The 20,821-nt window shown below is 72.1% G+C and carries 19 protein-coding genes; 13 read left to right on the top strand and 6 right to left on the bottom strand.

From position 1 onward, the window contains the following. The first annotated feature begins 13 nt into the window (after nt 1-13). Nucleotides 14-1,741 (top strand): rhamnogalacturonan lyase, encoded by a 1,728-nt coding sequence (locus IEY93_RS25645; RefSeq protein ID WP_229691481.1) that lies wholly within the window; start codon nt 14-16, stop codon nt 1,739-1,741. Nucleotides 1,742-1,975: 234 nt separating this feature from the next. Here IEY93_RS25645 and IEY93_RS25640 read toward each other — a convergent pair whose 3' ends face one another. After that, nucleotides 1,976-2,512: a GNAT family N-acetyltransferase gene (locus IEY93_RS25640; protein ID WP_189165679.1), complete on the bottom strand. Its 537-nt coding sequence runs from the start codon at nt 2,510-2,512 to the stop codon at nt 1,976-1,978. 361 nt (nt 2,513-2,873) lie between these two features. Here IEY93_RS25640 and IEY93_RS25635 point away from each other — a divergent pair, with 361 nt between their 5' ends. The 4 genes from IEY93_RS25635 (at nt 2,874) to IEY93_RS25620 (ending at nt 5,157) form a co-directional block, all read left to right on the top strand. Further along, nucleotides 2,874-4,097: a helix-turn-helix domain-containing protein gene (locus IEY93_RS25635; RefSeq protein ID WP_189165678.1), complete on the top strand. Its 1,224-nt coding sequence runs from the start codon at nt 2,874-2,876 to the stop codon at nt 4,095-4,097. A 156-nt stretch (nt 4,098-4,253) separates the two neighbouring features. Then, entirely contained in the window at nt 4,254-4,535 is a 282-nt protein-coding gene (locus tag IEY93_RS25630) for a hypothetical protein (protein ID WP_189165677.1), read from the top strand. Further along, nucleotides 4,532-4,870 carry a hypothetical protein gene (locus IEY93_RS25625; RefSeq protein WP_189165676.1) on the top strand — a complete coding sequence of 113 codons (339 nt, stop codon included), beginning with the start codon at nt 4,532-4,534 and terminating at the stop codon, nt 4,868-4,870. Before IEY93_RS25630 ends, IEY93_RS25625 begins: the two co-directional genes overlap by 4 nt. Next, nucleotides 4,867-5,157, top strand: a complete 291-nt coding sequence (locus IEY93_RS25620) for a hypothetical protein (protein WP_189165675.1) — start codon at nt 4,867-4,869, stop codon at nt 5,155-5,157. Before IEY93_RS25625 ends, IEY93_RS25620 begins: the two co-directional genes overlap by 4 nt. Before the next feature lie 118 nt (nt 5,158-5,275). Here IEY93_RS25620 and IEY93_RS25615 read toward each other — a convergent pair whose 3' ends face one another. After that, entirely contained in the window at nt 5,276-5,605 is a 330-nt protein-coding gene (locus IEY93_RS25615) for a MazG-like family protein (RefSeq protein ID WP_189165674.1), read from the bottom strand. 43 nt (nt 5,606-5,648) lie between these two features. Continuing rightward, nucleotides 5,649-6,137 (bottom strand): NUDIX domain-containing protein, encoded by a 489-nt coding sequence (locus IEY93_RS25610; RefSeq protein ID WP_189165673.1) that lies wholly within the window; start codon nt 6,135-6,137, stop codon nt 5,649-5,651. A 280-nt stretch (nt 6,138-6,417) separates the two neighbouring features. Here IEY93_RS25610 and IEY93_RS25605 point away from each other — a divergent pair, with 280 nt between their 5' ends. Then, nucleotides 6,418-7,680, top strand: coding sequence for an MFS transporter (locus IEY93_RS25605; RefSeq protein WP_189165672.1), 1,263 nt, complete (start codon nt 6,418-6,420; stop codon nt 7,678-7,680). 133 nt (nt 7,681-7,813) lie between these two features. Here IEY93_RS25605 and IEY93_RS25600 read toward each other — a convergent pair whose 3' ends face one another. Continuing rightward, nucleotides 7,814-8,611, bottom strand: coding sequence for an MBL fold metallo-hydrolase (locus IEY93_RS25600; protein WP_189165671.1), 798 nt, complete (start codon nt 8,609-8,611; stop codon nt 7,814-7,816). A 696-nt stretch (nt 8,612-9,307) separates the two neighbouring features. Between IEY93_RS25600 and rho the strand changes: the two genes are divergently transcribed. Next, a complete protein-coding gene (gene rho, locus IEY93_RS25595) occupies nt 9,308-10,564 on the top strand; it encodes a transcription termination factor Rho (RefSeq protein ID WP_189165670.1) in 1,257 nt (418 codons plus the stop codon). 25 nt (nt 10,565-10,589) lie between these two features. Here rho and IEY93_RS25590 read toward each other — a convergent pair whose 3' ends face one another. Further along, nucleotides 10,590-11,252: an NAD(P)-dependent oxidoreductase gene (locus IEY93_RS25590; RefSeq protein WP_307837610.1), complete on the bottom strand. Its 663-nt coding sequence runs from the start codon at nt 11,250-11,252 to the stop codon at nt 10,590-10,592. Nucleotides 11,253-11,327: 75 nt separating this feature from the next. Here IEY93_RS25590 and IEY93_RS25585 point away from each other — a divergent pair, with 75 nt between their 5' ends. The 3 genes from IEY93_RS25585 (at nt 11,328) to IEY93_RS25575 (ending at nt 15,418) form a co-directional block, all read left to right on the top strand. Then, complete coding sequence (locus IEY93_RS25585) at nt 11,328-11,942, top strand: TetR/AcrR family transcriptional regulator (RefSeq protein ID WP_189165669.1); 615 nt, start codon at nt 11,328-11,330, stop codon at nt 11,940-11,942. A gap of 207 nt (nt 11,943-12,149) precedes the next feature. Beyond that, nucleotides 12,150-13,328, top strand: a complete 1,179-nt coding sequence (locus IEY93_RS25580) for a thiolase family protein (protein WP_372444523.1) — start codon at nt 12,150-12,152, stop codon at nt 13,326-13,328. Beyond that, nucleotides 13,325-15,418, top strand: a complete 2,094-nt coding sequence (locus IEY93_RS25575; protein ID WP_189165667.1) for a 3-hydroxyacyl-CoA dehydrogenase NAD-binding domain-containing protein — start codon at nt 13,325-13,327, stop codon at nt 15,416-15,418. Before IEY93_RS25580 ends, IEY93_RS25575 begins: the two co-directional genes overlap by 4 nt. Before the next feature lie 22 nt (nt 15,419-15,440). On the opposite strand, the gene IEY93_RS25570 is transcribed toward IEY93_RS25575, so the two are convergent. Beyond that, nucleotides 15,441-16,637, bottom strand: a complete 1,197-nt coding sequence (locus IEY93_RS25570) for an FAD-dependent monooxygenase (protein ID WP_203968836.1) — start codon at nt 16,635-16,637, stop codon at nt 15,441-15,443. Between the two features lie 271 nt (nt 16,638-16,908). On the opposite strand from IEY93_RS25570, the gene IEY93_RS25565 reads away from it, so the two are divergent. The 3 genes from IEY93_RS25565 (at nt 16,909) to IEY93_RS25555 (ending at nt 20,755) form a co-directional block, all read left to right on the top strand. Continuing rightward, a complete protein-coding gene (locus tag IEY93_RS25565) occupies nt 16,909-17,877 on the top strand; it encodes a TetR/AcrR family transcriptional regulator (RefSeq protein WP_189165665.1) in 969 nt (322 codons plus the stop codon). Nucleotides 17,878-17,919: 42 nt separating this feature from the next. After that, on the top strand, nt 17,920-18,846 hold the full coding sequence (locus IEY93_RS25560) for a putative RNA methyltransferase (RefSeq protein ID WP_189165664.1): 927 nt from the start codon (nt 17,920-17,922) through the stop codon (nt 18,844-18,846). Between the two features lie 115 nt (nt 18,847-18,961). Beyond that, nucleotides 18,962-20,755 (top strand): S9 family peptidase, encoded by a 1,794-nt coding sequence (locus IEY93_RS25555; RefSeq protein WP_189165663.1) that lies wholly within the window; start codon nt 18,962-18,964, stop codon nt 20,753-20,755. The last annotated feature ends 66 nt before the right edge of the window (nt 20,756-20,821 follow it).

Raw genomic sequence — 20,821 nt, 5'->3', positions numbered from 1 at the left:
CCAGGTCGAGCGGCTGAACCGCGGGCTGGTCAGCGTACGCTCGGGCAGCGGAAACCTCGTCTCCTGGCGGCTGCTCGGCACCGACCCCGCCGGGGTCGCCTTCAACCTCTACCGCGGCACCACCAAGCTGAACTCCTCGCCGATCACCGGGTCCACGAACTACCTGGACAACGGGGCCGCCGCGGACGCGACCTACACCGTGCGACCGGTCGTCGGCGGCGCCGAGCAGGCCGCCTCGGAGACCTCGCTGCGCTTCACCGGCGGCGCGTACCTCGACGTGCCGATCCAGCGCCCGTCCGGCGGCACCTCGCCGGACGGGGTCGCCTACACCTACAGCGCCAACGACGCCAGCGTCGGCGACCTCGACGGCGACGGCCAGTACGAGTTCGTCCTGAAATGGGACCCGTCGAACTCCAAGGACAACTCGCAGTCGGGCTACACCGGCAACGTGTACGTGGACGCCTACCGGCTGAACGGCACCCGCCTGTGGCGCATCGACCTCGGACGCAACATCAGGGCCGGCGCCCACTACACCCAGTTCCAGGTGTACGACTACGACGGCGACGGCCGGGCCGAGGTCGCGATGAAGACCGCGGACGGCACGGTCGACGGCACCGGCAGGGTGATCGGCAACGCGTCGGCGGACAACCGCAACAGCTCCGGCTACGTCCTGGCCGGTTCCGAGTACCTCACCATGTTCAACGGGCAGACCGGCGCGGCGATGTCCACCGTGAACTACGACCCGCCACGCGGCACCGTCTCGTCCTGGGGCGACAGCTACGGCAACCGGGTCGACCGCTTTCTGGCCGCCACGGCCTACCTGGACGGCACCCGGCCCAGCCTGATCATGTCGCGCGGCTACTACACGCGCACGGTGATCGCGGCGTGGGACTTCCGCAACGGCTCGCTGACCAAGCGATGGACCTTCGACTCCAACTCCGCCGGATCGCAGTACACCGGCCAGGGCAACCACAACCTCTCCGTCGCCGACGTGGACGGCGACGGCAAGGACGAGATCGTGTTCGGCGCGATGGCCATCAACGACAACGGCTCCCCGCTGTGGAACACCGGCAACGGCCACGGCGACGCGCTGCACGTCGGCGACCTGGACCCCTCCCGGTCGGGCCTGGAGGTGTTCAAGGTCGACGAGGACTCCAGCAAGCCCAGTTCGTGGATGGCCGACGCCCGCACCGGCCAGGTGCTGTGGACCACCCCGGCGAACGGCGACAACGGCCGCGGCGTGTCGGCCGACATCTGGTCGGGCAGCCCCGGCGCGGAGTCCTGGTCCTCCCGGGCCGACGGGCTGCGCAACACCAGGGGCGCCAACGTGGGCGCCAAGCCGTCCTCGGTGAACTTCCTGGCCTGGTGGGACGGCGACCCCGTACGTGAGCTGCTGGACCAGACCCAGGTCGACAAGTACGGCAGCGGCGGCACCACGCGGCTGCTCACGGCGTCGGGCGTGCACTCCAACAACGGCACGAAGGCGACGCCGTCGCTGTCGGCGGACCTGTTCGGCGACTGGCGCGAGGAGATCGTCTGGCCGAGAAGTGACGACCAGGCGCTCCGCGTGTACGCGACCACGACCACGACCGACCGGCGGATCTTCACGCTGATGCACGACGTGCAGTACCGCGAGGCGATCGCCTGGCAGAACACCGCCTACAACCAGCCCCCGCACCCGAGCTTCTTCATCGGCGACGGCATGTCCACCCCACCTCAGCCCACCGTCTACACCCCCTGACCAAGCCGCTCACCTGACCACTCGCTGGGCCGCCGCGACACGCGATCGATCAACGTCTTCATCCGCTGCTCCGGCTTCCGCATCAGACGGACGTAACACCGAAAGAAGATCAACGCGTCGCGGCGGCCCGGCCACTCACGCCGGCTGCGGTGTAGGGCAGTTCTCCAACGGGAGCCGGTCAATCCACGACTCCGGTTCGGCGCCGCCTACGGCGATGCAAGACCGGCCTGGGTATCAGCGGTCGAGCTTCAGCAGCAGCACATCTGCGGCTTCCGCGTCCGGGGCGGGCCGGCACGTCCCCACCGCGTCCCATCCCAGGTGCGCGTACATGGCGCGCGCCGGCGCCCGTGGCGTCGACAGCAGCGTGGCCCACGCTTCACCGCGGCCGCCGAGCAGTTCCTCCAGCAACCGGCGCCCGTACCCCTTGCCCCGCTCGCCGGCGGCGACGTTGAGTTCGATGACGAGGAACTTCTCGGCGTCGAGGACATCATCGGGGGCGGGGGTGGTCTCTCCGCCCCACCACCGGCCCGCGGCCATGGGCAGCCCGAACGCGAACCCGATCAGTCGGCCGTCCTCATCACGGGCGGACACCGCCTCGAATCCCGTCGCCTCGGCCTGCCTGGTCGTCCGCTCCAGGTACCGGTCACGGTCGTACAGCGGCCCCGAGTTGTAGGGAGGCTCGGCCCGGGTCGCCAGGTACAGCAACACGTACTCCTCCCCCAGCACCTCGCGGGCGGCTTCGCCCCGTAAATGGTCGACGGTGATGGTCATCGCGGCGACCTCCCCGGTAGTGCCAGCAGTTCCCGGTATTCGATCACAACCGGTCGCGCCTGCTCCACGGCCGGGACGGCGGCCGCGACCTCCGCCGCGTTGTGCAGCACGAACCGATTCACGTGCTCAGCAGGCATCCTGCCGAGCACGGCGCGAGCGTGCCCCAGCCCCGATTCGACATTCCCAGACCGTACCTCGGTGAACGCCTGATGGAGCCACCTATCCCCACGAGTGCCCTCGCCGGTGGGACCCCGCCAAGCGCACGGCGGCAGCGCTTACCGGCAAGGCAAGAAACCTGGCATGAGAAAAGCCCCGCACCTTAGCCTGAGGTTGTCGAGGCTCCAGGAAAGGCCAGGGCTATATGCAGGACGGTAGCACGTCTATGGGTTTCGGTGGCCGCGTCAGATTTCACCGGGAACGCGCCGGCATGACCAGAGAAGTTCTGGCCGGGCGCATCGGGAAGTCCACCGCGTGGCTCAAGGCCGTGGAAAGCGGGCGGCTCCAACAACAACCGCGGCTGCCGATCCTGCTGCAGCTCGCCGAGGCGCTGCGCATCCGCAATCTCGCCGATCTGACCGGCGACCAGTCCATGCCCGTGCGCATGTTCACCGGCCCCGGGCATCCCGCCCTGGACGCCGTCCGGCAAGCGGTCAACGCGCTTCCGCTCGCCCCGCAGGGCACCGTGCAGCCGCTCACCCACCTGCGCGCCCGCCTGGACGCCGCGTGGCGGGCCCGGCACGCCTCCCCCGACCATCGCACCACCCTCGGCGCGCTGCTGCCCGATCTCATCCGCGACGCACAGCTCGCCGCCGCCCTGTACCGGGGCGAGCCCCGCCGGCAGGCGCTGGCGCTGCTCGCCGAGACCTATGGCCTGGCCCAGATGTTCCTCGCCTACCAACCCGCCGCGGACCTGCTGTGGAGGGTGGCCGAGCGGGCGATGCTCGCCGCCCAGGAGTCCGACGACGCGCTCGCGCTGGCGTGTGCGGTGTGGTTCCTCGGCCAGGCGCACCGCGACGCCGGCGACTTCGACGCCGCTCGGCAGGTCAACGAGGACGGAATCCGCGTGATCGAGCCGCGAATCGACAGCGCCGGGGTCGAACTGCTGGCGATGCGCGGCGCGCTGTCCTTCGAGCTGGCGTTCACCGCGGCCCGCGTCGGGCAGGCGGGGGACGCCTGGCGGCACTGGGAGGACGCCGCGCAGATCGCCGAGCGGCTCCCGGCCGGCTACTACCAGCCGTGGACGTCGTTCTCGCGGGTGGTGATGGACGCGCACGCGGTCACGGTCGCGGTCGAGCTGCACCAGGGCGGCGAGTCGGCACGGCAGGCCCAGCGCGCGGTGTACGCTCCCATCCCCTCGAGGCCGCGGCGGGGCCGTCACCTGATCGAGGTGGCGCGGGCCCACTTCCTGCAGCGCGACCAGGGGGCCGTCATGCACGCCCTGGAGATGGCGTACGAGGCGGCGCCGGAGACCATCCGCTACAACGGCTACGCCCGGCGGATGACGCTGGAACTCGCCGAGACCGGCCCGGCGGAGCTACGGACACGCGCGCGTGTCCTGGCCGGGAACATCGAGCTCATGGTCTGACGCGGGCAGGGGGTACGGACCATACCCCTTGATGGCGGGTTGCCGATCTACGGTCGCACTCATGGATCACGTGACGTCACCGACACGTCACAGAAACGGATCGTCGAGGCGGTGCAACGCCTCGACGGGCCCTTGATCGCATCAGGAGTGCGACCCATGCCCAAGCCCAGAGTCACCCTCGGCCGGGGGAGGCACCGAATCGGCGCCCCATTTCGCCCGGTCCCCTCCCACCGCTGGGACCTGGCGAAGAAGGCCGCCGCCGCGCAGCTCGACCAGTTGGAACCCGCGTGGCTCGTCTACTACGGCCCCGGCACCCGCCGGTTCGTCGCCATCGCCGTCTGGCCGGCGCCCCGGCCGCTGCAGGTGGACGCGTTCACCGTCGAGGAGTTGCGCGCGCTGATGCGCGAGGCGGAGGTCGAGGCGGCGATAGCGGCATGACGAGTCACCCTGAGCCCGGCGAGCCGCGCGACCCGTACGGCATGTCCCCGGCCGCCCACATCTCGGCAGGCGGCCACTTCCCCGGCACCACCGGTCGCCGCGCCCAAGTGGCGGCTCCACCGCCGCCGTACGCGGTGGCGTTCGTCCCCGCCTCACCGATCCGGCACGCCGTCCCCTGGGCGATCGCCCTCCCCGGAATCAAGATCAGCGCGACATGCCGGGCCGAGGCCTGGGTGTCGATCATCTCCCGCCACCCGGTCGTCTGGACGGCGCTCGACCCCATGGCATGCGAGGACTGCGCCGTGGCGATCGCCGCTTCTCGGGAGCAGTCGTGACGGCCATCCCGATCGCGGGCAAGCCCGGATGCGGCCCCCACGTATGCGAGGCGGACGACTCCGCTACACGCATCGCCTGGCAGCCCGCGACCCGCTCGGAGGAACGGTGCCGCGTGCTGCGCCGGACCTGCGAGTGCCAGCCGACGGTGTACCACCTCATCACGGCCGGCGGCCGCGGTTATGTCGAGCGCACCTGTCGAGGGCAGCCGACGAAGCAGACCGTACGGATGAGCTACTCGGACGTCGCCGCCCTGTGGGAGCGCATCCTCCTGGGCCAGGCCGTGTAGGGCCTTACCTGGACCGCTCGGCCGCTGAGTGACTCACTCCCCAACACGGCCGGACCGGTGGTGGCCGTACGCATGTGGAGTGTACGGCCACCGACTTCAGCGCGGCCGGCGGTGTCGCTCAGGCTTTGGGGGTGGGGGGCAGGGCGCGGGTGGTCACGGCGGTCACGTGGGTACGGAGGATGCGTGCGGCGTCGGGGTTGCGGGAGCGCAGCGCGACCATGGCGGTGAGGATGACGTCGCACAGCTCGGCGTCGACGTCGTCCCAGGTGTGGGTGACGCCCTTGCGCGGGTTCTGGCCGAGGACGCCGACGACGGCCTGCGCGACCTCGCCCGCCTCTTCCGTGATCTTCATGAGCCGGATCAGCAGCTCGGTGTCGGGAGCGAGCACGGCCGCACCGTCGAGCCAGGCCACGAGCCGGTCGACGTCCTGCCAGATGTCGGCGTCCATGACCGGCGAGGTTAGCGGGTCCGGTGCCGCGCCTTGCGAAAGGTCAGGTCAGGTAGTCGGGGGACCCGCCGGTGAGGTAGAAGGAGGTGCCGTCGCGGCGGGCCGCGAGGGCGGCGCGCAGGCGGCGGACGAGATAGGCGGGCACCAGCGTCCGTACCTCGTCCTCGGCGAAGAAGCCGTACGCGTCGAGCTCCTCCTCCTGCAGGACGAGGTCGCCGGGGCCGGGCAGTTCCCCGCAGTCGAACAGGAAGTGCACCATGGGCAGCGGGCGGTCGCCGAACGGTGGCACCCAGTGGACGCCGAGCAGCCGGCCGACGGGCAGGGCGACGCCGAGCTCCTCGGTCAGCTCGCGGCCGCACGCCTCGTCGGGGGTCTCGTCCTCCTCCACGTGCCCGCCGGGCCACAGCCAGTGATCGCGGTAGTTGGGCTTGACCAGCAGCACCCTGCCCTGCGGATCGGTGATGAGCGCGCCGGCGCTCGCCAGCGTCTTGTTGATCCGGGCGAAGAACTCGTCCGACGTGACCTCGGCCATGGCCCGACCGTAACCGAAGGCCGCACCCTGGTCTCCTGAGGGCTCACCGCCGGGGCCCGGACCAGGACCGGCCGGCGGCCAAGGTCCACAGCAGGGTCGCGGTCCCTCATGGTCTCGCGGCCCCGGCGAGCCGCGCCCGGGCGGTCGTCTCTCATGGGCTCGGATGCGCGAGCCGGGACGGGCAGCGGCGCAAGGAGGGGTATCGGTAACAGTTTGGAAACGGGCAAAAGGTAAACTCCACGCCGTGGCGGGGGAAAGAACATCAAAGCGTATTTGGATCATGTGGACGATCGGCGTCTTCGCGTACGCCGTCGCCGTCTTCCACCGGCAGTCTCTCGGCGTGGCCGGCATCGACGCGAGCCTGCGCCTGGGCATCGGGCCCACCGGCCTGTCGATGCTCGCCATGCTCCAACTGCTCGTGTACGCGGCGATGCAGATCCCGGTCGGGATGCTGGTCGACCGGCTCGGCTCCAAGCGCATGCTGCTCATCGGCGCCGCGGTGATGGCCTGCGGCCAGCTCGTCTTCGCCCTGGCCGACGGGCTGCCGGAGGCCATCGGCGGACGGGTGCTGGTCGGCGGCGGGGACGCCATGACCTTCATCAGCGTCATCAGACTGGTCAACGTCACGATCCCCGCGCGGCGCAACCCGCTGATCGTGCAGCTCACCGGCCTGCTCGGGCAGCTCGGCGCGATCGCCTCCGCCGTGCCGCTCATCCAGAGCCTGCACCGGTACGGCTGGACGCCGACGTTCCTCACCGCCGCCGCGATCGGCGTGCTCGCGCTGATCCTGGTGGCGGCGGTCCTGCGCGACACCCGCCCGGCCGTGCCCGCCGAACGGCCCCGGCTGCGCGAGGCGTGGGCGCAACCGGGCACCCGGCTCGGCATGTGGACGCACGCGGCGACCCAGTCGTCCGCGGCGGCGTTCATGCTGCTGTGGGGCTACCCCTTCCTGGTCGAGGGCCAGGGCCTGCGCCCGGCGACCGCGGGGGTGCTGCTCACCGCGCTGACGCTGATCGGCGTGGCCGTCGGCCCGGTGCTCGGCTACCTGGCCGGCCGGCATCCGTTCCACCGGTCCCGCATGGTGCTCATCGTGATCTGCTCGACCGCCGCCGCGTGGAGCGCGGTGCTGCTGTGGCCGGGCCGGGCGCCGCTGTGGCTGCTCATCGCGCTCGTCGTCGTGCTCGCCTGGAACGGTCCGGGGTCGATGATCGGGTTCGACTACGCCCGTACCTTCAACCCGTCGGCCCGCATCGGAGTGGCGACCGGCATCGTCAACGGCGGCGGGTTCACCGCCACCATGTCGCTGATCGCCCTCATCGGCATCGCCCTCGACCTGGCCGGCGGCACCGGCCTTTCCGCCTACCGGTGGGCGTTCGCGGTGCAGTACCCCATCTGGGCCATCGGCGCCGTGCAGGTGCTGCGCTACCGGCGCAAGGCGCGCCGCCTGGTCGCCGAGCTGAACGAACGCCTGGCCGCGGAAGCGGCCGACCCGCGGGCCGAGTCGCCGGCCGGCACCGGAGCGGGCCTCACAACCGCCACCTGAGCTCCCGGCCGGCCTCTCAGCACCGCCACCGGACGCCTCCCGACGGGCCTTGAGAACCGCCACCTGCCAGGTCCCACTCACCCGCGATCGCCAAGACCGGCACGGTGACGCTCTTGCGAATCTCCTCGGCGGGCTACCCCTCCTCGGCCGCCGGAGAGCCGGAGAGCCGGGTGAAGGGTTCGGACAGGTGCGCGGAGCCGATCAGCCCGCCACCCGCGCGGGCCCGGCGCAGCACCTCTCGCCTGGTCGCCACCGCCCGCTCGGGATCCTCATCGTGGACGTAACGGATCGCGGGGTCGGCGAGCTGCACGGCGTGCAGGATCACGTCGCCGGTCAGGGTCAGCGGCCCGGTCTCGACCACCTGGTGCCCGGGGGTGTGCCCGGGCGCGGCGCGCACCCACACGCCCGGGGCCACCTCGGCGTCCCCCTCCACCGCGTCCACCAGGCCGGTCAGCGGGCGCAGCACGCGTTCGAGTATGGCGTTCGGCCCCGCGCCCTCGATCCAGTCGACCTCGGCGCGCTGGACGACGTGCCGGGCGTTGGGGAAGGTCGCCACCCCTTCGGTGACCGCTCCGGCGGCGTGGTCGCTGTGCAGGTGGGTGAGCACGACCGTGTCCACCTCGCCGGGCGCGACACCCGTGGCGGCCAGCTCGTCCACCAGCCTCCCCGGCACCGGCGCCCAGCTCGACGCGGGCGAGTCGGCCCCGCCGAGCCCGCAGTCCACCAGGATCAGCCGCCCGGCGCGGGTGCGCAGCAGGTAGCAGCGGAAATGCAGCGTCCAGGTGTCGCCGCGCAGCATCGCCCGGTGCTCGGCCGACCCGCCGACGAACTTCTCCCCCAGCGGGCCGCGCAACTCGCCGCCCATCGGCCCCACCGCGTCGAGAAGCGGGATCACCTCGACCTCGCCGGCCATCATCGGCTGGTACGGCATCCGTCTCCCCACCTCCGCGCGATCATCCGCCCAGCCTGCCAGATTCTCCCCGCTCTCCTGCACCGTCCCGAGGCTTCGACCTCACTGTCAGACCCACTCCGGCATGCCCGGAGGACCGGGCGCCAACCGTTTCTGCCACCTGGTCCTGGGCGCCATGAGCGTCTGCGGCCCGGAGACGAGGGCTTGCGCTCCGGCGGTGTACGCGTGTTAAAGTAAAAGTGGCTCTTCAGGTGGGATGACCGTCTTCCTGGGTTTCTATCAGGACTTCCCCACCACTCAGTGCGAGCCGCCTCTTACTCCGCTTCTCCTTTTTGCGTGCAGGGGCGAGACCCATCGGTATGTCGCCGATCGTCCGGGCCGTCCGGTGGGCCACCACCCGTGCGCATCCCGGCATTCAGGTTCCGCTTCCCGTCCGGACCCACCCGCGACGGAGCACCGACCCTACGGAGCCATGTCTCCGTAGCCGAACGGATCCGTAGGCGGCCCGGTACGCAGCGGCCAGCCAGGTACGCGGTCCGCCGGTACGCAGCCGGCCGTGCGGAGATCCGTACGGGGGGGCTGCGCGTGCTCCGCGCCGCGTGACCACCGGGAGCCGGCTCTCTGCCGCGATCCGCGGCGCCCTCCCCACCCTCTCCACGGCGATCATCGCCCTCTCGCAGCGCCATATCGGCGCCCCCACCAGCAAAGGACACCACCATGACGATGACCATCGAACCCCCTGCCCCCGTCGAGACACCGGCCGCCCCGCCCCGCACGCCGCTCGCGGACGTCTTCGCGGCCACCGCGGACCTCAAGCCCCGGGAAGACATCAGGATCGGAAAGGGCGACAGGCCCGCGGACGACGCCCGGAGGAGGAACAACCGCCGGGCGGACGACTCCAACGCCGCCCGGACCGAGGTCAGCGGGCTGCTCGACGTCCGCGACCGCGCGGCCTTCCTGCGCACCGACGGCCACCTCCCCGGCGACCGTGACCTGCGCCTGCCCCTGGCGCAGGTCAGGGCGCTCGACCTGCGCCCCGGCGATCGGGTGACCGCGCGCACCACGTCCACGGGCGTCGAAGTGATCTCGGTCGACGGCGAGCGGCCCGGGCGTCCCCGGCCGCACTTCGCCGAGCTGACGCCCGTCCACCCGCACGAACGCCTGGTCCTTGCGACCGGCTCGCCGATCACCCGAGTCGTCGATCTGCTGACCCCGATCGGCAAGGGGCAGCGCGGGCTGATCGTCGCGCCGCCGAAGGCCGGCAAGACCACGGTCCTCAAGGCGATCGCCGACGCCGTCGCCCGCAACCATCCCGGCGTCCACCTCATGGTGGTGCTGGTCGGCGAACGGCCCGAGGAGGTCACCGACTTCCAGCGCTCCAGCCGGGCCGAGGTGATCGCCTCGACCTTCGACCGGCCGGAACGCGACCACGTGGCACTGGCCGAGCTGGCGGTCGAGCGGGCCAGGCGGCTCGCCGAGCGCGGCACCGACGTGATGATCCTGCTGGACTCGCTGACCCGGCTCGGCCGCGCCTACAACACCCTCGCGCCGAGCGGCGGCAAGACCCTGTCGGGCGGCGTCGACGCCTCGGCCCTTTACCTGCCCAAGCGGCTGTTCGGCGCCGCCCGGGCCACCGAGGGGGCCGGCTCGGTCACGATCATCGCCACCGCGCTCGCCGAGACCGGCTCGCGGATGGACGACTTCTTCTACGAGGAGTTCAAGGGCACGGGGAACATGGAGCTGCGGCTGAGCCGGGCGCTCGCCGAGCAGCGCGTGTTCCCCGCCGTGGACGTCACCGCCTCCGGCACCCGGCGCGAGGAACTGCTGCTCGGCGGCGACGAGCGCGAAGCGGTGCGGAAGCTGCGGCGCGTGCTGGCGGCCCTGGACCGCGAGCAGGCCGCCGCCGTACTGCTCGACCGCCTGCGCGAGACACCGTCGAACGCGGCCTTCCTCCGCCAGATCGCCGCGTCCTGATCCTGAGAACCGCCCGGCCGGCGGGTCAGCGGGCGACGCCGACGGCTTGTTTCACCGTCGCGGGGTCGTCCACGAAGGACAGCATCGCGTGGGCGAGGTCGGCCCGCGAGATGGACCGGCCGTGCGGGACGTTGCCGTCGACGACGTGCCGGTAGTCCCCGGTGAGCGGCTTGTCGGTGAGCCGCGGCGGGCGGACGATCGTCCATTCGAGCGGGCTTCGCCGCACCTCTTCCTCCATGGCGCGCAGGTCGGCGTACACGTCGCGCAGGATCCGCTTGAGCAGCGGCAGCGCGACCGCCCGGTAGAGCAGGGGTTCCCCTTCGGGCAGCGGGCCGACCGGGGCCGCGCTCAGCACGACCAGCCTCGGCACGCCGGCGGTCTCCATGGCGCGCACGATCGCGTGCAGTGCCGCCGCGGCGATGCCCGCCTCTTTGCGGCTGTTGGGGCCGAGTGCCGAGATGGCGGCGTCTCTGCCCGCCAGCGCGGGGCGCAGCGCGGCGGGGCTGGTCACGTCCGCCGTGATCACTTCCAGCGCGGAGTGGCTGATGGGAAGGCGGGCGGGGTCGCGTACCACGGCGGTGACCTGGTGCCCGGCGTCCAGCGCCTGCTGGACGACCTCTCTTCCGGTGCGCCCGGTGGCGCCGAAGACGGTGAGCTTCATGAACGTCCCCCAAAGGTTGGTGAGCACTCACTCACATCGTAGGATGAGTACCCTTCCATAGCGCGGCGAAAGCCGCATCTTCCGAGAGGATCGAGCAGCCAGATGCCGCAGTCGCGCACGGCCGCGGGCGCCCGCACCCGCGAGCGCATCCTGGACGCCGCCGAGCGGCTGATGCGCACGATGGGGCTGGCCCGCGTGACCACCAAGGAGATCGCCCGGGCCGCCGAGATCTCCGAGGCCGCCCTCTACCGGCACTTCAGCGGCAAGGAGGAGCTGTTCGTCGCCGTCCTGCAGGAACGGCTGCCGAAGCTCGGCCCGCTGATCGCACGGCTCACGGCCGACTCGGAGGGGCGTTCGACGGAGGAGTGCCTGGCCGAAGTCGCCCGCACGGCGACGCGGTTCTACGAGGCCAGCATTCCCATCGGCTCGTCGCTGTTCGCCGAGCCCGCGCTGCTCCAGCGCCACCGCGAGGAGATCCGCAAGCTGGACGCCGGCCCGCACAAGCCGCTGGCGGCGCTCGCCGGCTACTTCCGGGCTCTGCGCGACAGTGGGCGCGTGCGCGCCGACGCCGACCCGGACGCCGCGGCGTCGCTGCTGCTCGGCGCCTGCTACCAGCGCGCGTTCCTGCGGCTGTTCGTGGGGGACGCGGGCGCGCCGGGCGATGTGGACGACTTCGCGGCGGGCCTGGCGCGCACCATCCTCACCGGCGTCGGCTGAACCGCCACCGCACAGGCCGCCGACCGGATCGCCGCCGACCGGATCGCCGTCGCCGAACCGGTGCCCGCCGAGCCCGCGTCGCCATGTTCCCGGCCTCGATCGGCGTGCCGGGAGGCCGGTACCGTGACATCATGTTACTCGCGAGTAGCATGTAGGCGGAAGCCATCCAGCAGCGAGGAGCCAGCCGTGCCAACGTCTCGTGACGTCGTGTTCGTCGACGGCGTGCGCACCCCCTTCGGCAAGTCGGGGCCCAAGGGCCTGTACGCCGAGACCCGGGCGGATGACCTGGTCGTCCGCGTCATCCGCGAACTGATGCGGCGCAACCCCGGGCTGCCGCCCGAACGCGTCGACGAGGTCGCCATCGCGGCCACCACCCAGATCGGCGACCAGGGCCTGACCATCGGCCGCGCGGCCGCCGTACTGGCCGGGCTGCCCAAGTCCGTGCCGGGGTACGCCATCGACCGCATGTGCGCGGGCGCGATGACCGCCGTCACCACGGTGGCGGGCGGCATCGCCTTCGGCGCCTACGACGTCGCCATCGCGGGCGGTGTGGAGCACATGGGCCGCCACCCGATGGGCGAGGGCGTCGACCCCAACCCGCGGTTCCTGTCCGAAAAGCTCGTCGACGGCTCCGCCCTGATCATGGGCATGACCGCCGAGAACCTGCACGACCGCTACCCCGAGATCGGCAAGGAACGAGCCGACGCCTACGCGGTCGCCTCGCAGGAGAAGGTCGCCAAGGCGTACGCCAACGGCAAGATCCAGCCGGACCTGGTGCCGATGGCGACCCGCAAGGCCGCCGAGGGCTGGGGCCTGGCCACCGAGGACGAGCCGCCGCGGCCGGGCACCACCATGCAGGGCCTGGCCGGGCTGAAGACGCCGTTCCGCCCGCACGGCCACGTCACCGCGGGCAACTCGGCGGGCATCAACGACGGCGCCACCGGCAGCATCATCGCCGCGGCCGGCACCGCCGCCGAGCTGGGCCTGACCGCCAAGATGCGGCTGGTCTCCTACGCCTTCGCCGGGGTGGACCCCGAGGTGATGGGCGTCGGCCCGATCCCCTCCACCGAACGCGCGCTGCGGCTGGCCGGGCTGTCCATCGGCGACATCGGGCTCATCGAGATCAACGAGGCGTTCGCCGTGCAGGTGCTGGCCTTCCTGTCGCACTTCGGCATCGCCGACGACGATCCGCGGGTCAACCCCTACGGCGGCGCGATCGCCTTCGGCCACCCGCTCGCCTCCTCGGGCGTGCGGCTCATGACCCAGCTCGCCCGCGAGTTCGGCGAGCGCCCGGACGTGCGGTACGGCCTCACCACGATGTGCGTCGGCATGGGCATGGGCGGAACGGTCGTCTGGGAGAACCTCGCCTGGGAGGGCGCCAAGTGAGCGGCATCACCGAGATCTTCGACGACGAGGTCGTCACGCACGCCCTGGTCCGGGACGTGCGCCTGCCCGGCGACGCGGGCACGATGGCGTTGATCACGCTGGACAACGGCTTCGACCACACCAAGCCGAACACCTTCGGCCCGCGCGGCCTGACCGAGCTGGGCCAGGCCCTCGACGCGATCAGCGCCCGCACCGACATCGCCGCGGTCGGCGTCACCGGCAAGCCGTTCATCTTCGCGGTCGGCGCCGACCTGAAGGGCGCGGCGCTGGTGCGCACCCGCGAGCAGGCCGAGGCGCTCGGCCGGCTCGGGCACGAGGTGTTCCGCCGGCTCGGCGAGCTGGAGGTCCCCTCGTTCGCGTTCGTCAACGGCGCGGCGATGGGCGGCGGCCTGGAGATCGCGCTGCACTGCACCTACCGGACGATCTCCTCGGGCGTCCCGGCGGTCGCGCTGCCCGAGTGCTTCCTCGGCCTGGTGCCGGGGTGGGGCGGCACCCAGCTCCTTCCCCGGCTCATCGGCCCGGCGAACGCCATCAAGCTGATCATCGAGAACCCGCTGTCGCAGAACCGGATGATCAAGGGCCGTGACGCCTTCGCGCTGGGCGTCGCCGACGCGATCTTCGACCCGGCCGACTTCCTGGAGGAGTCGCTGCGCTGGGCCGCCCGGGTGCTGACCGGCGAGACCGCCGTGGCCCGGCACCCGTTCACCGAGGACGCCGCCGCCTGGCAGGCGGCGGTGGCGGGCGCCCGCGCCCTGGTCGACCTCAAGCTGCGCGGCGCCTCCCCCGCCCCGTACCGCGCCCTGGACCTGATGGAGTCGGCCCGCACCGCGAGCCGCGACGCCGGGTTCGCGGCCGAGACCACGGCGCTGGCCGACCTGCTGATGGGCGACGAGCTGCGCGCCGGCCTGTACTCCTTCGACCTGGTGCAGCGGCGGGCCAAGCGGCCGGCGGGCGCCCCGGACAAGGCGCTGGCCCGCAAGGTCACCAAGGTCGGCGTCGTCGGGGCCGGTCTGATGGCCTCCCAGCTCGGCCTGCTGTTCGCCCGCCGGCTGGAGGTGCCGGTGGTGCTCACCGACCTCGACCAGGCCCGGCTGGACAAGGGCGTCGGCTACGTGCACGCTGAGGTGGACAAGCTGCTCGCCAAGGGCCGCGTCACCAGCGACCAGGCCAACCGGCTGAAGGGCCTGGTCACCGGCTCGCTGACCAAGGACGCCTTCGCCGACGCCGACTTCGTGATCGAGGCCGTCTTCGAGGACCTCGCGGTCAAGAAGCAGGTCTTCGCCGAGGTCGAGGCCGTCGTCGGTCCCGAGTGCGTGCTGGCCACCAACACCTCCTCGCTGCCGGTCTCGTCGATGGCCGCCGATCTGCGCCACCCCGAGCGGGTGGTGGGCTTCCACTTCTTCAACCCGGTCGCCGTGCTGCCGCTGCTGGAGATCGTCCGAGGGGACAAGACCGACGACGCCACGCTCGCCACGGCCTTCGCGGTGGGGAAGGCGCTGAAGAAGTCCAGCGTCCTGGTGAAGGACGCCCCGGCGTTCGTGGTCAACCGGCTGCTCACGCGGTTCATGGGCGAGGTCATCGGCGCGGTGGACGAGGGTACGCCGATCGAGGTGGCCGACCACGCACTCGACGGGCTCGGCCTGCCCATGTCCCCGTTCACGCTGCTCCAGCTCGTCGGCCCCGCCGTCGCGCTGCACGTGTCCGAGACACTGCACGAGGCGTTCCCCGGCCGGTACGGCGTCTCGGCGAACCTCGCGACGCTGGTGAAGGCCGGCAAGCCGGGCGTCTACGCGCCGGACTTCTCCATCGACCCCGAGGCACGGCAGATCTTCGAGGCGGCCGGGGTGACCGGGCCGGACGCCGGCCAGGTGCGCGACCGGGCGCTGCGCGCGCTGGCCGAGGAGATCGGCATCATGCTGGACGAGGGCGTGGTCGCCGCGGCCGAGGACATCGACCTGTGCATGATCCTCGGCGCGGGCTGGCCGTTCCACAACGGCGGCATCACGCCGTACCTGGACAGGACCGGCGTGTCCGCGCAGGTCAACGGCCGCCCGTTCCTCGCTCCCGGCGTGGCCTCGGTCCCCGCCTGAGTTCCCGCCATGGCCGGCGCCGTCAGCTCTGGTAGTCCTTGAGCGTGATGGCGTCGGCCTGCTGGAGCCGCTTGACGATCATCTTCCGCCACGGCACGTACGGCAGCGACCTGATCATCATGTCGCGCATCATGACGTGCGCCCTCGTCTTGGGGAACAGGAAACCGGTCTCGCCGCCGTTGGCGCGCGCCTGGGACGCCGTGACGTACCCGCGCATCTCGCGCTCGTACCCGGCGAACCCGGCGCGGTGGTCGCCGCCTGCGGCGGCCAGCTCACCCGCGAGCACGTACGCGCCGACCAGGGCCAGGCTCGTGCCGAGGCCGCTGAGCGCCGACGGGCAGTACGCCGCGTCGCCCAGCAGGACGGTCCGGCCGCTGGACCAGCGATCCATGTGGATCTGGCCGATGGTGTCGAAGTAGAAGTCCTCCGCCTCCCACATGGCCGAGAGCAGCCGGGGGACCTCCCAGCCGACGTCTGCGAACCGGTCGGCGATGATCTTCTTCTGCTGCCCGGTGTCGTACCGGTCGTAGGACAGCGGCGGCGAGGTGAAGGCGAACAGCGCCTTGGCCTCATCCGGCAGGGGAGTGGGCCGGATGGCCACCGCGCGCCCGCCGAGCGGGGTGTGGTAGCGGTCCCACCGGTCGTGGGCCATCGGGTAGGGGATGGTGAAGTAGGAGGTGTAGGAGCCGAGATGCCGGGCGAACCCTGCCTCCTCCCCGAAGACGAGCGACCGGATGGTCGAGTGGATGCCGTCCGCGCCGACCACCAGGCCGAACCGCCGCCGGCCGCCGCCGGCGAACCGCACCTCGACGCCGTCGCCGTCGTCGGCGAGCGCGGTGACGTGGTCCCCGAAGATGTACTCGGTGTCGTCGCGGGTGGCGTCGTAGAGCACCTGTGACAGGTCGCCGCGCAGGATCTCGATCTCGCCGACCGCGCCCTCGCCGCCGAGGAGCTCCACCGGCATGCTCGCCCGGGGCCGGCCCGAGGCGTCGACGAACGACATGCCGCGCGTGCCGATGCTCGCCCGGCGGATCTCGGCCGCCAGGCCCATCCGCCAGACCACCTCGTGGGCGACCCCGCGCAGGTCGATCGCGTGGCCGCCCTCTCTGAACGCCGGGGCGCGCTCCACGACGACCGGGTCGAACCCGTGGCGGCGCAGCCAGAAGGCCAGCGCGGGACCGGCGACGCTCGCACCGTTGATCAGGACGCTTCGGTTCATCACAGCTCCTCGGGGGATGGCGATTCCGCGGTGTATGTACGGTGTACGGACCGATGCGTACAAGGTAGTTTGTACGGTGTACAGACGCAACGAACTGCGGAAATGCCACCGCCAGCACTAGTGCGGCCTCCGGCGGGTGCACCTCGGCCGCACGGAAAAGCGCCTCGTCATCACCGATCCGCCCGCCGGACGGCGGCCCGGAGAGCGCACTAGTGCACTAGTACACTCGGCGACGCACCCGTGCGCCGCGCCCAGCGGAAGGAGCCCCCGGTTGAACCGCCTCGGGACACGACCAGAGCCGCCGTACGCCCGGATCGTCCGGGAGATCCGGCGCCGCATCACTACCGGCGAACTGCGCGCCGGAGACCGGGTGCCCTCGACCCGGCAGATCACGCAGGAGTGGGGCGTGGCCATGGCGACCGCCACCAAGGTGCTCGCGACGCTCCGCCAGGAAGGGCTCGTGCAGCCGAAGCCGGGCGTCGGCACCGTGGTGCGCGTCCCCGAGCCGGGCCAGGTGCCCGTACGCGGCCGTGAGCCCGCACCGGCCGTGGACGGCGAGCACGAGCCGGCCCGCGCGCGCCTGGTCCGTACCGCGATCGAGATCGCCGACGCTGAGGGCATCGCGGCCCTGTCGATGCGCAGGGCCGCCGCCGCGCTCGGCCTGCCCACCATGTCGCTGTACCGGCACGTCCAGAGCAAGGAAGAGCTCGTGCTGCTGATGGCCGACGCGGTGTTCGGCGCGGAGTTCGCGCCCGTCCCTTCCGCCCGCACCTGGCGGGAGCGGCTGGAGCTGGCCGCCCGGCAGCACTGGGCGATGTACCGCCGTCATTCCTGGCTCGCCCAGGTGCAGTCGTTCACCCGCCCCCTGATGTCGCCCAACGCGCTCGCGGGCACCGAGTGGGTGATGCAGGGCCTCACCGGCCTGGGCCTGCGGCCGAACGAGATGCTGCACACGGTGGTCACCGTCTACAGCTACGTGCACGGCGTGGCCGTCAACCTCGAAGGCGAGGCGCAGGCGCGCCAGGAGAGCGGGGTCACCGACGACGAGTGGATGGCGGCGCACGCCCCGGCCTTCGACGGGCTCTTCACCTCCGGGCGGTTCCCGGCCTTCTCGCAGGTCCTGCAGTCCCCGGGGGTCGAGCTGGACCTGGACAGCCTCTTCGAGTTCGGGCTGCGCAGCCTGCTCGACGGCGTCGCGGTGCGCGTCCAGGCGGCCCGCGGGCGTCCGGGCCGGCGGTGAGCGGCGAGCCGGGCGGTCACGGCGGTCGGGGATGATGGAGGGATGCTCGCCGACGTCATCCCGTACCTGCTGTGCCCGGTCTGCCAGGGCGATCTCGCCCTGGCCGGCGGGGTGGTGCGGTGCGGGCAGGGGCACGCGTACGACGTCGCCAAGCAGGGGTACGTGAGCCTGCTGACCGGCTCGGCGGCCCCGGGCACGGCCGACACCCCGGCCATGGTCGCGGCGCGGGCGGCGTTCCTCGGCGCGGGCCACTTCGCCCCGCTGGCCCGCCAGCTGCGCGAACTGCTGCACGCGGCCCCGGTCCTCGCCTCCGCAGGAGACACGGAGCGGCACGGCACGATGGTCGCGCGCGGAACGGGAGCACCCGAACAGGGCGGCTCGGCGGCCGGCGGGCGCGGGCCCGCGGTGATCCTGGACGCCGGGGCCGGCACCGGCCACTACCTGGCCGAGGTGCTGGGCCCCGCTGACACGGGCATCGCGCTGGACATCTCCAAGCACGCGCTGAAGCGGGCCGCCCGGGCCCACCCCCGCATCGGCGCGGTGGTGGCGGACGTGTGGCGGCCGCTGCCGGTCAGGGACGCATGCGCCGACGTGCTGCTGAACGTCTTCGCCCCGCGCAACGGGCCGGAGTTCGCCCGCGTGCTGCGCCCCGGCGGCACACTGATCGTGGTGACCCCGACCCCGCGGCACCTGTCACCGCTGGTCGGCGAGCTCGGCCTGCTGTCGGTGGACGAGGACAAGGCACGGCGGATCGCGGAGTCCCTCGGGACGCACTTCACCGAGGCCGGGGAGCACGAGGTGACGGCCGAGATGCGCTTGGATCACCGGGCCGTGGAGACGGTGGCCGGCATGGGCCCGAGCGCCTGGCACACCGACGCCGAGGCACTCGGCCGAGAAATCCTCCGCCTGCCCGACCCGGTGACCGTCCAGATGTCGTGCCGGGTCTCTCTGTTCCGTAAGATCGCCTAGACGCACTCGAATACCCAATTTCCCTGACTTTGTAGGCCAATCTCGGTTTAGAAGCGACATACTTGACGGCAACCCGCCGATCCCGGTCCGGGAAGCGTGAGGGAGGGGCACGCCCATGAAGGCCGAGGAACGCTGGCAGGCCAGGTTCCGCGCGGCACGTATGACCCTGCCCACCTGGGCACGGATGGCCCCGTCCCGAGCCGTGTACCGCTGCAACATCTCCGGCGTGTGGGAGATCCACGCCTGGGACCGGGCCACCGGCGCCTCCCGGCAGGTCACCAGCCGCCCGCGCGGCACCTCCCACGCGGCGATCGACCCCACCGGCCAGTGGATCTGGTGGTTCTCCGACACCTACGGCGACGAGTTCGGCATCTGGATGCGGCAGCCCTTCCACGGCGGGCCGGAGATCGCCGCGCACCCCGACCTCGCCCCAGGGCACCCGACCGGCCTGGCGTTGTCGGCCGTCGGCACGGCCGTGGTGGGCCGCAGCAGCCGCCACGGCTTCCAGGTGCTGCACATCAAGGTCGGCAGCGACGACAAACCCGCCGTCATCTACGAATCCCGCGAGTTCACCCAGGTCGCGGGCATATCGCTCGACGGCTCGCTGATCGCGGTGAGCCACAGCGAGCACGGCGACTCCCGCCACCCCGCCCTGCGGGTGATCAGGCCGAACGGGTCGGTCGCCGGAGAGCTGAACGACGGGCCGGGCAAAGGCTTCTCGGGCGTGCGCTTCGCCCCCGCCATGGCCGACCGGCGCATCCTGGCGCTGCACGAGCGGCGCGGCCGGCGCGAGCCGCTGGTCTGGGACCCGGTGACCGGCGAGGAGCGCGAGATCTGGCTGCGCGTCCCCGGTGAGATCACCGCCGACTGGTACCACGACGGGCGGGCGCTGCTGATCGGCCACAACGACCGCGCCAGGACCGAGCTGTACCGGTACGACCTCGGCGGCGGTCACCTGACCGAGATCAAGACGCCGCACGGCGTGATCCACGACGCGATGCCCCGGCCGGACGGCACCGTCGAGTACTCCTGGTCGAGCGCGGCGCGCCCGCCGGCGATCAGGGCCAGCGACGGCCACGTCGTGATGAACCAGTCGGGACCGTCGGCGCCGCCGTCCGTGCCGCTGGAGGACGTCCTCGTCGACGGGCCGGGCGGGCGCATCCACGCCCTGGTGTCGCGCCCGAGCCCCGGCAGCCCGCCGTACCCCACGGTGTTCCTGCTGCACGGCGGCCCGGCCGCGCAGGACGACGACTCGTTCATGCCGAACGTCGCCGCCTGGGTGGACATGGGCTTCGCGGTCGTCCGGGTCAACTACCGGGGCTCCACCGGGTACGGATCGGCCTGGCGGGACGCGCTGCGCGGCGACGTGGGCCACATCGAGCTCGCCGACGTGGCGGCGGTGCGCGATTGGGCGATCAACCAGGGCGTGGCCGATCCCGACCGCATGGTGCTCGCGGGCGCGTCCTGGGGCGGCTTCCTCACCCTGCTCGGCCTGGCGACCCAGCCCAAGTGGTGGGCGGCCGGCATCGCCGCGGTGCCGATCACCGATCACGCCGCGGCCTACTCCGACGAGACCGAGGGCCTGCGCGCCTACCACCGTGCGCTCTTCGGCGGGTCGCCGCAGGAGGTGCCCGAGCTGTACGCGGCGTCGTCCCCGATCAGCTACCTGGACTCGGTGGAGGCGCCGCTGCTGGTGCTGGCCGGCGAGAACGACCCGCGGTCACCGATCCGGCAGATCGACAAGTACCTGAACAAGCTCGCCGAAGGCGGGCACGACTTCGAGGTCTACCGCTACCCGGCCGGGCACGCCGCCCTAGTGATCGAGGAGCGCATCCGCCAGATGGCCGTCCAGATCGAGTTCGCCTGCAAGCACGTCGGAGCCCCCCAACCCGCCGACACCTTCTCCTAAGGGCGCCGCCTCAAGGGCGCCGCGAGCCGCCGAGCGTAGCGAGGCCAAGCTATACAGCTCGTGGCG

The organism is Sphaerisporangium melleum (assembly GCF_014646695.1).
In the GTDB taxonomy this organism is placed as follows: Bacteria; Actinomycetota; Actinomycetes; order Streptosporangiales; family Streptosporangiaceae; genus Sphaerisporangium; species Sphaerisporangium melleum.
The sequence above is the reverse complement of the archived record's forward strand: the minus strand, read 5'-3'. Positions and strand labels throughout refer to the sequence as shown.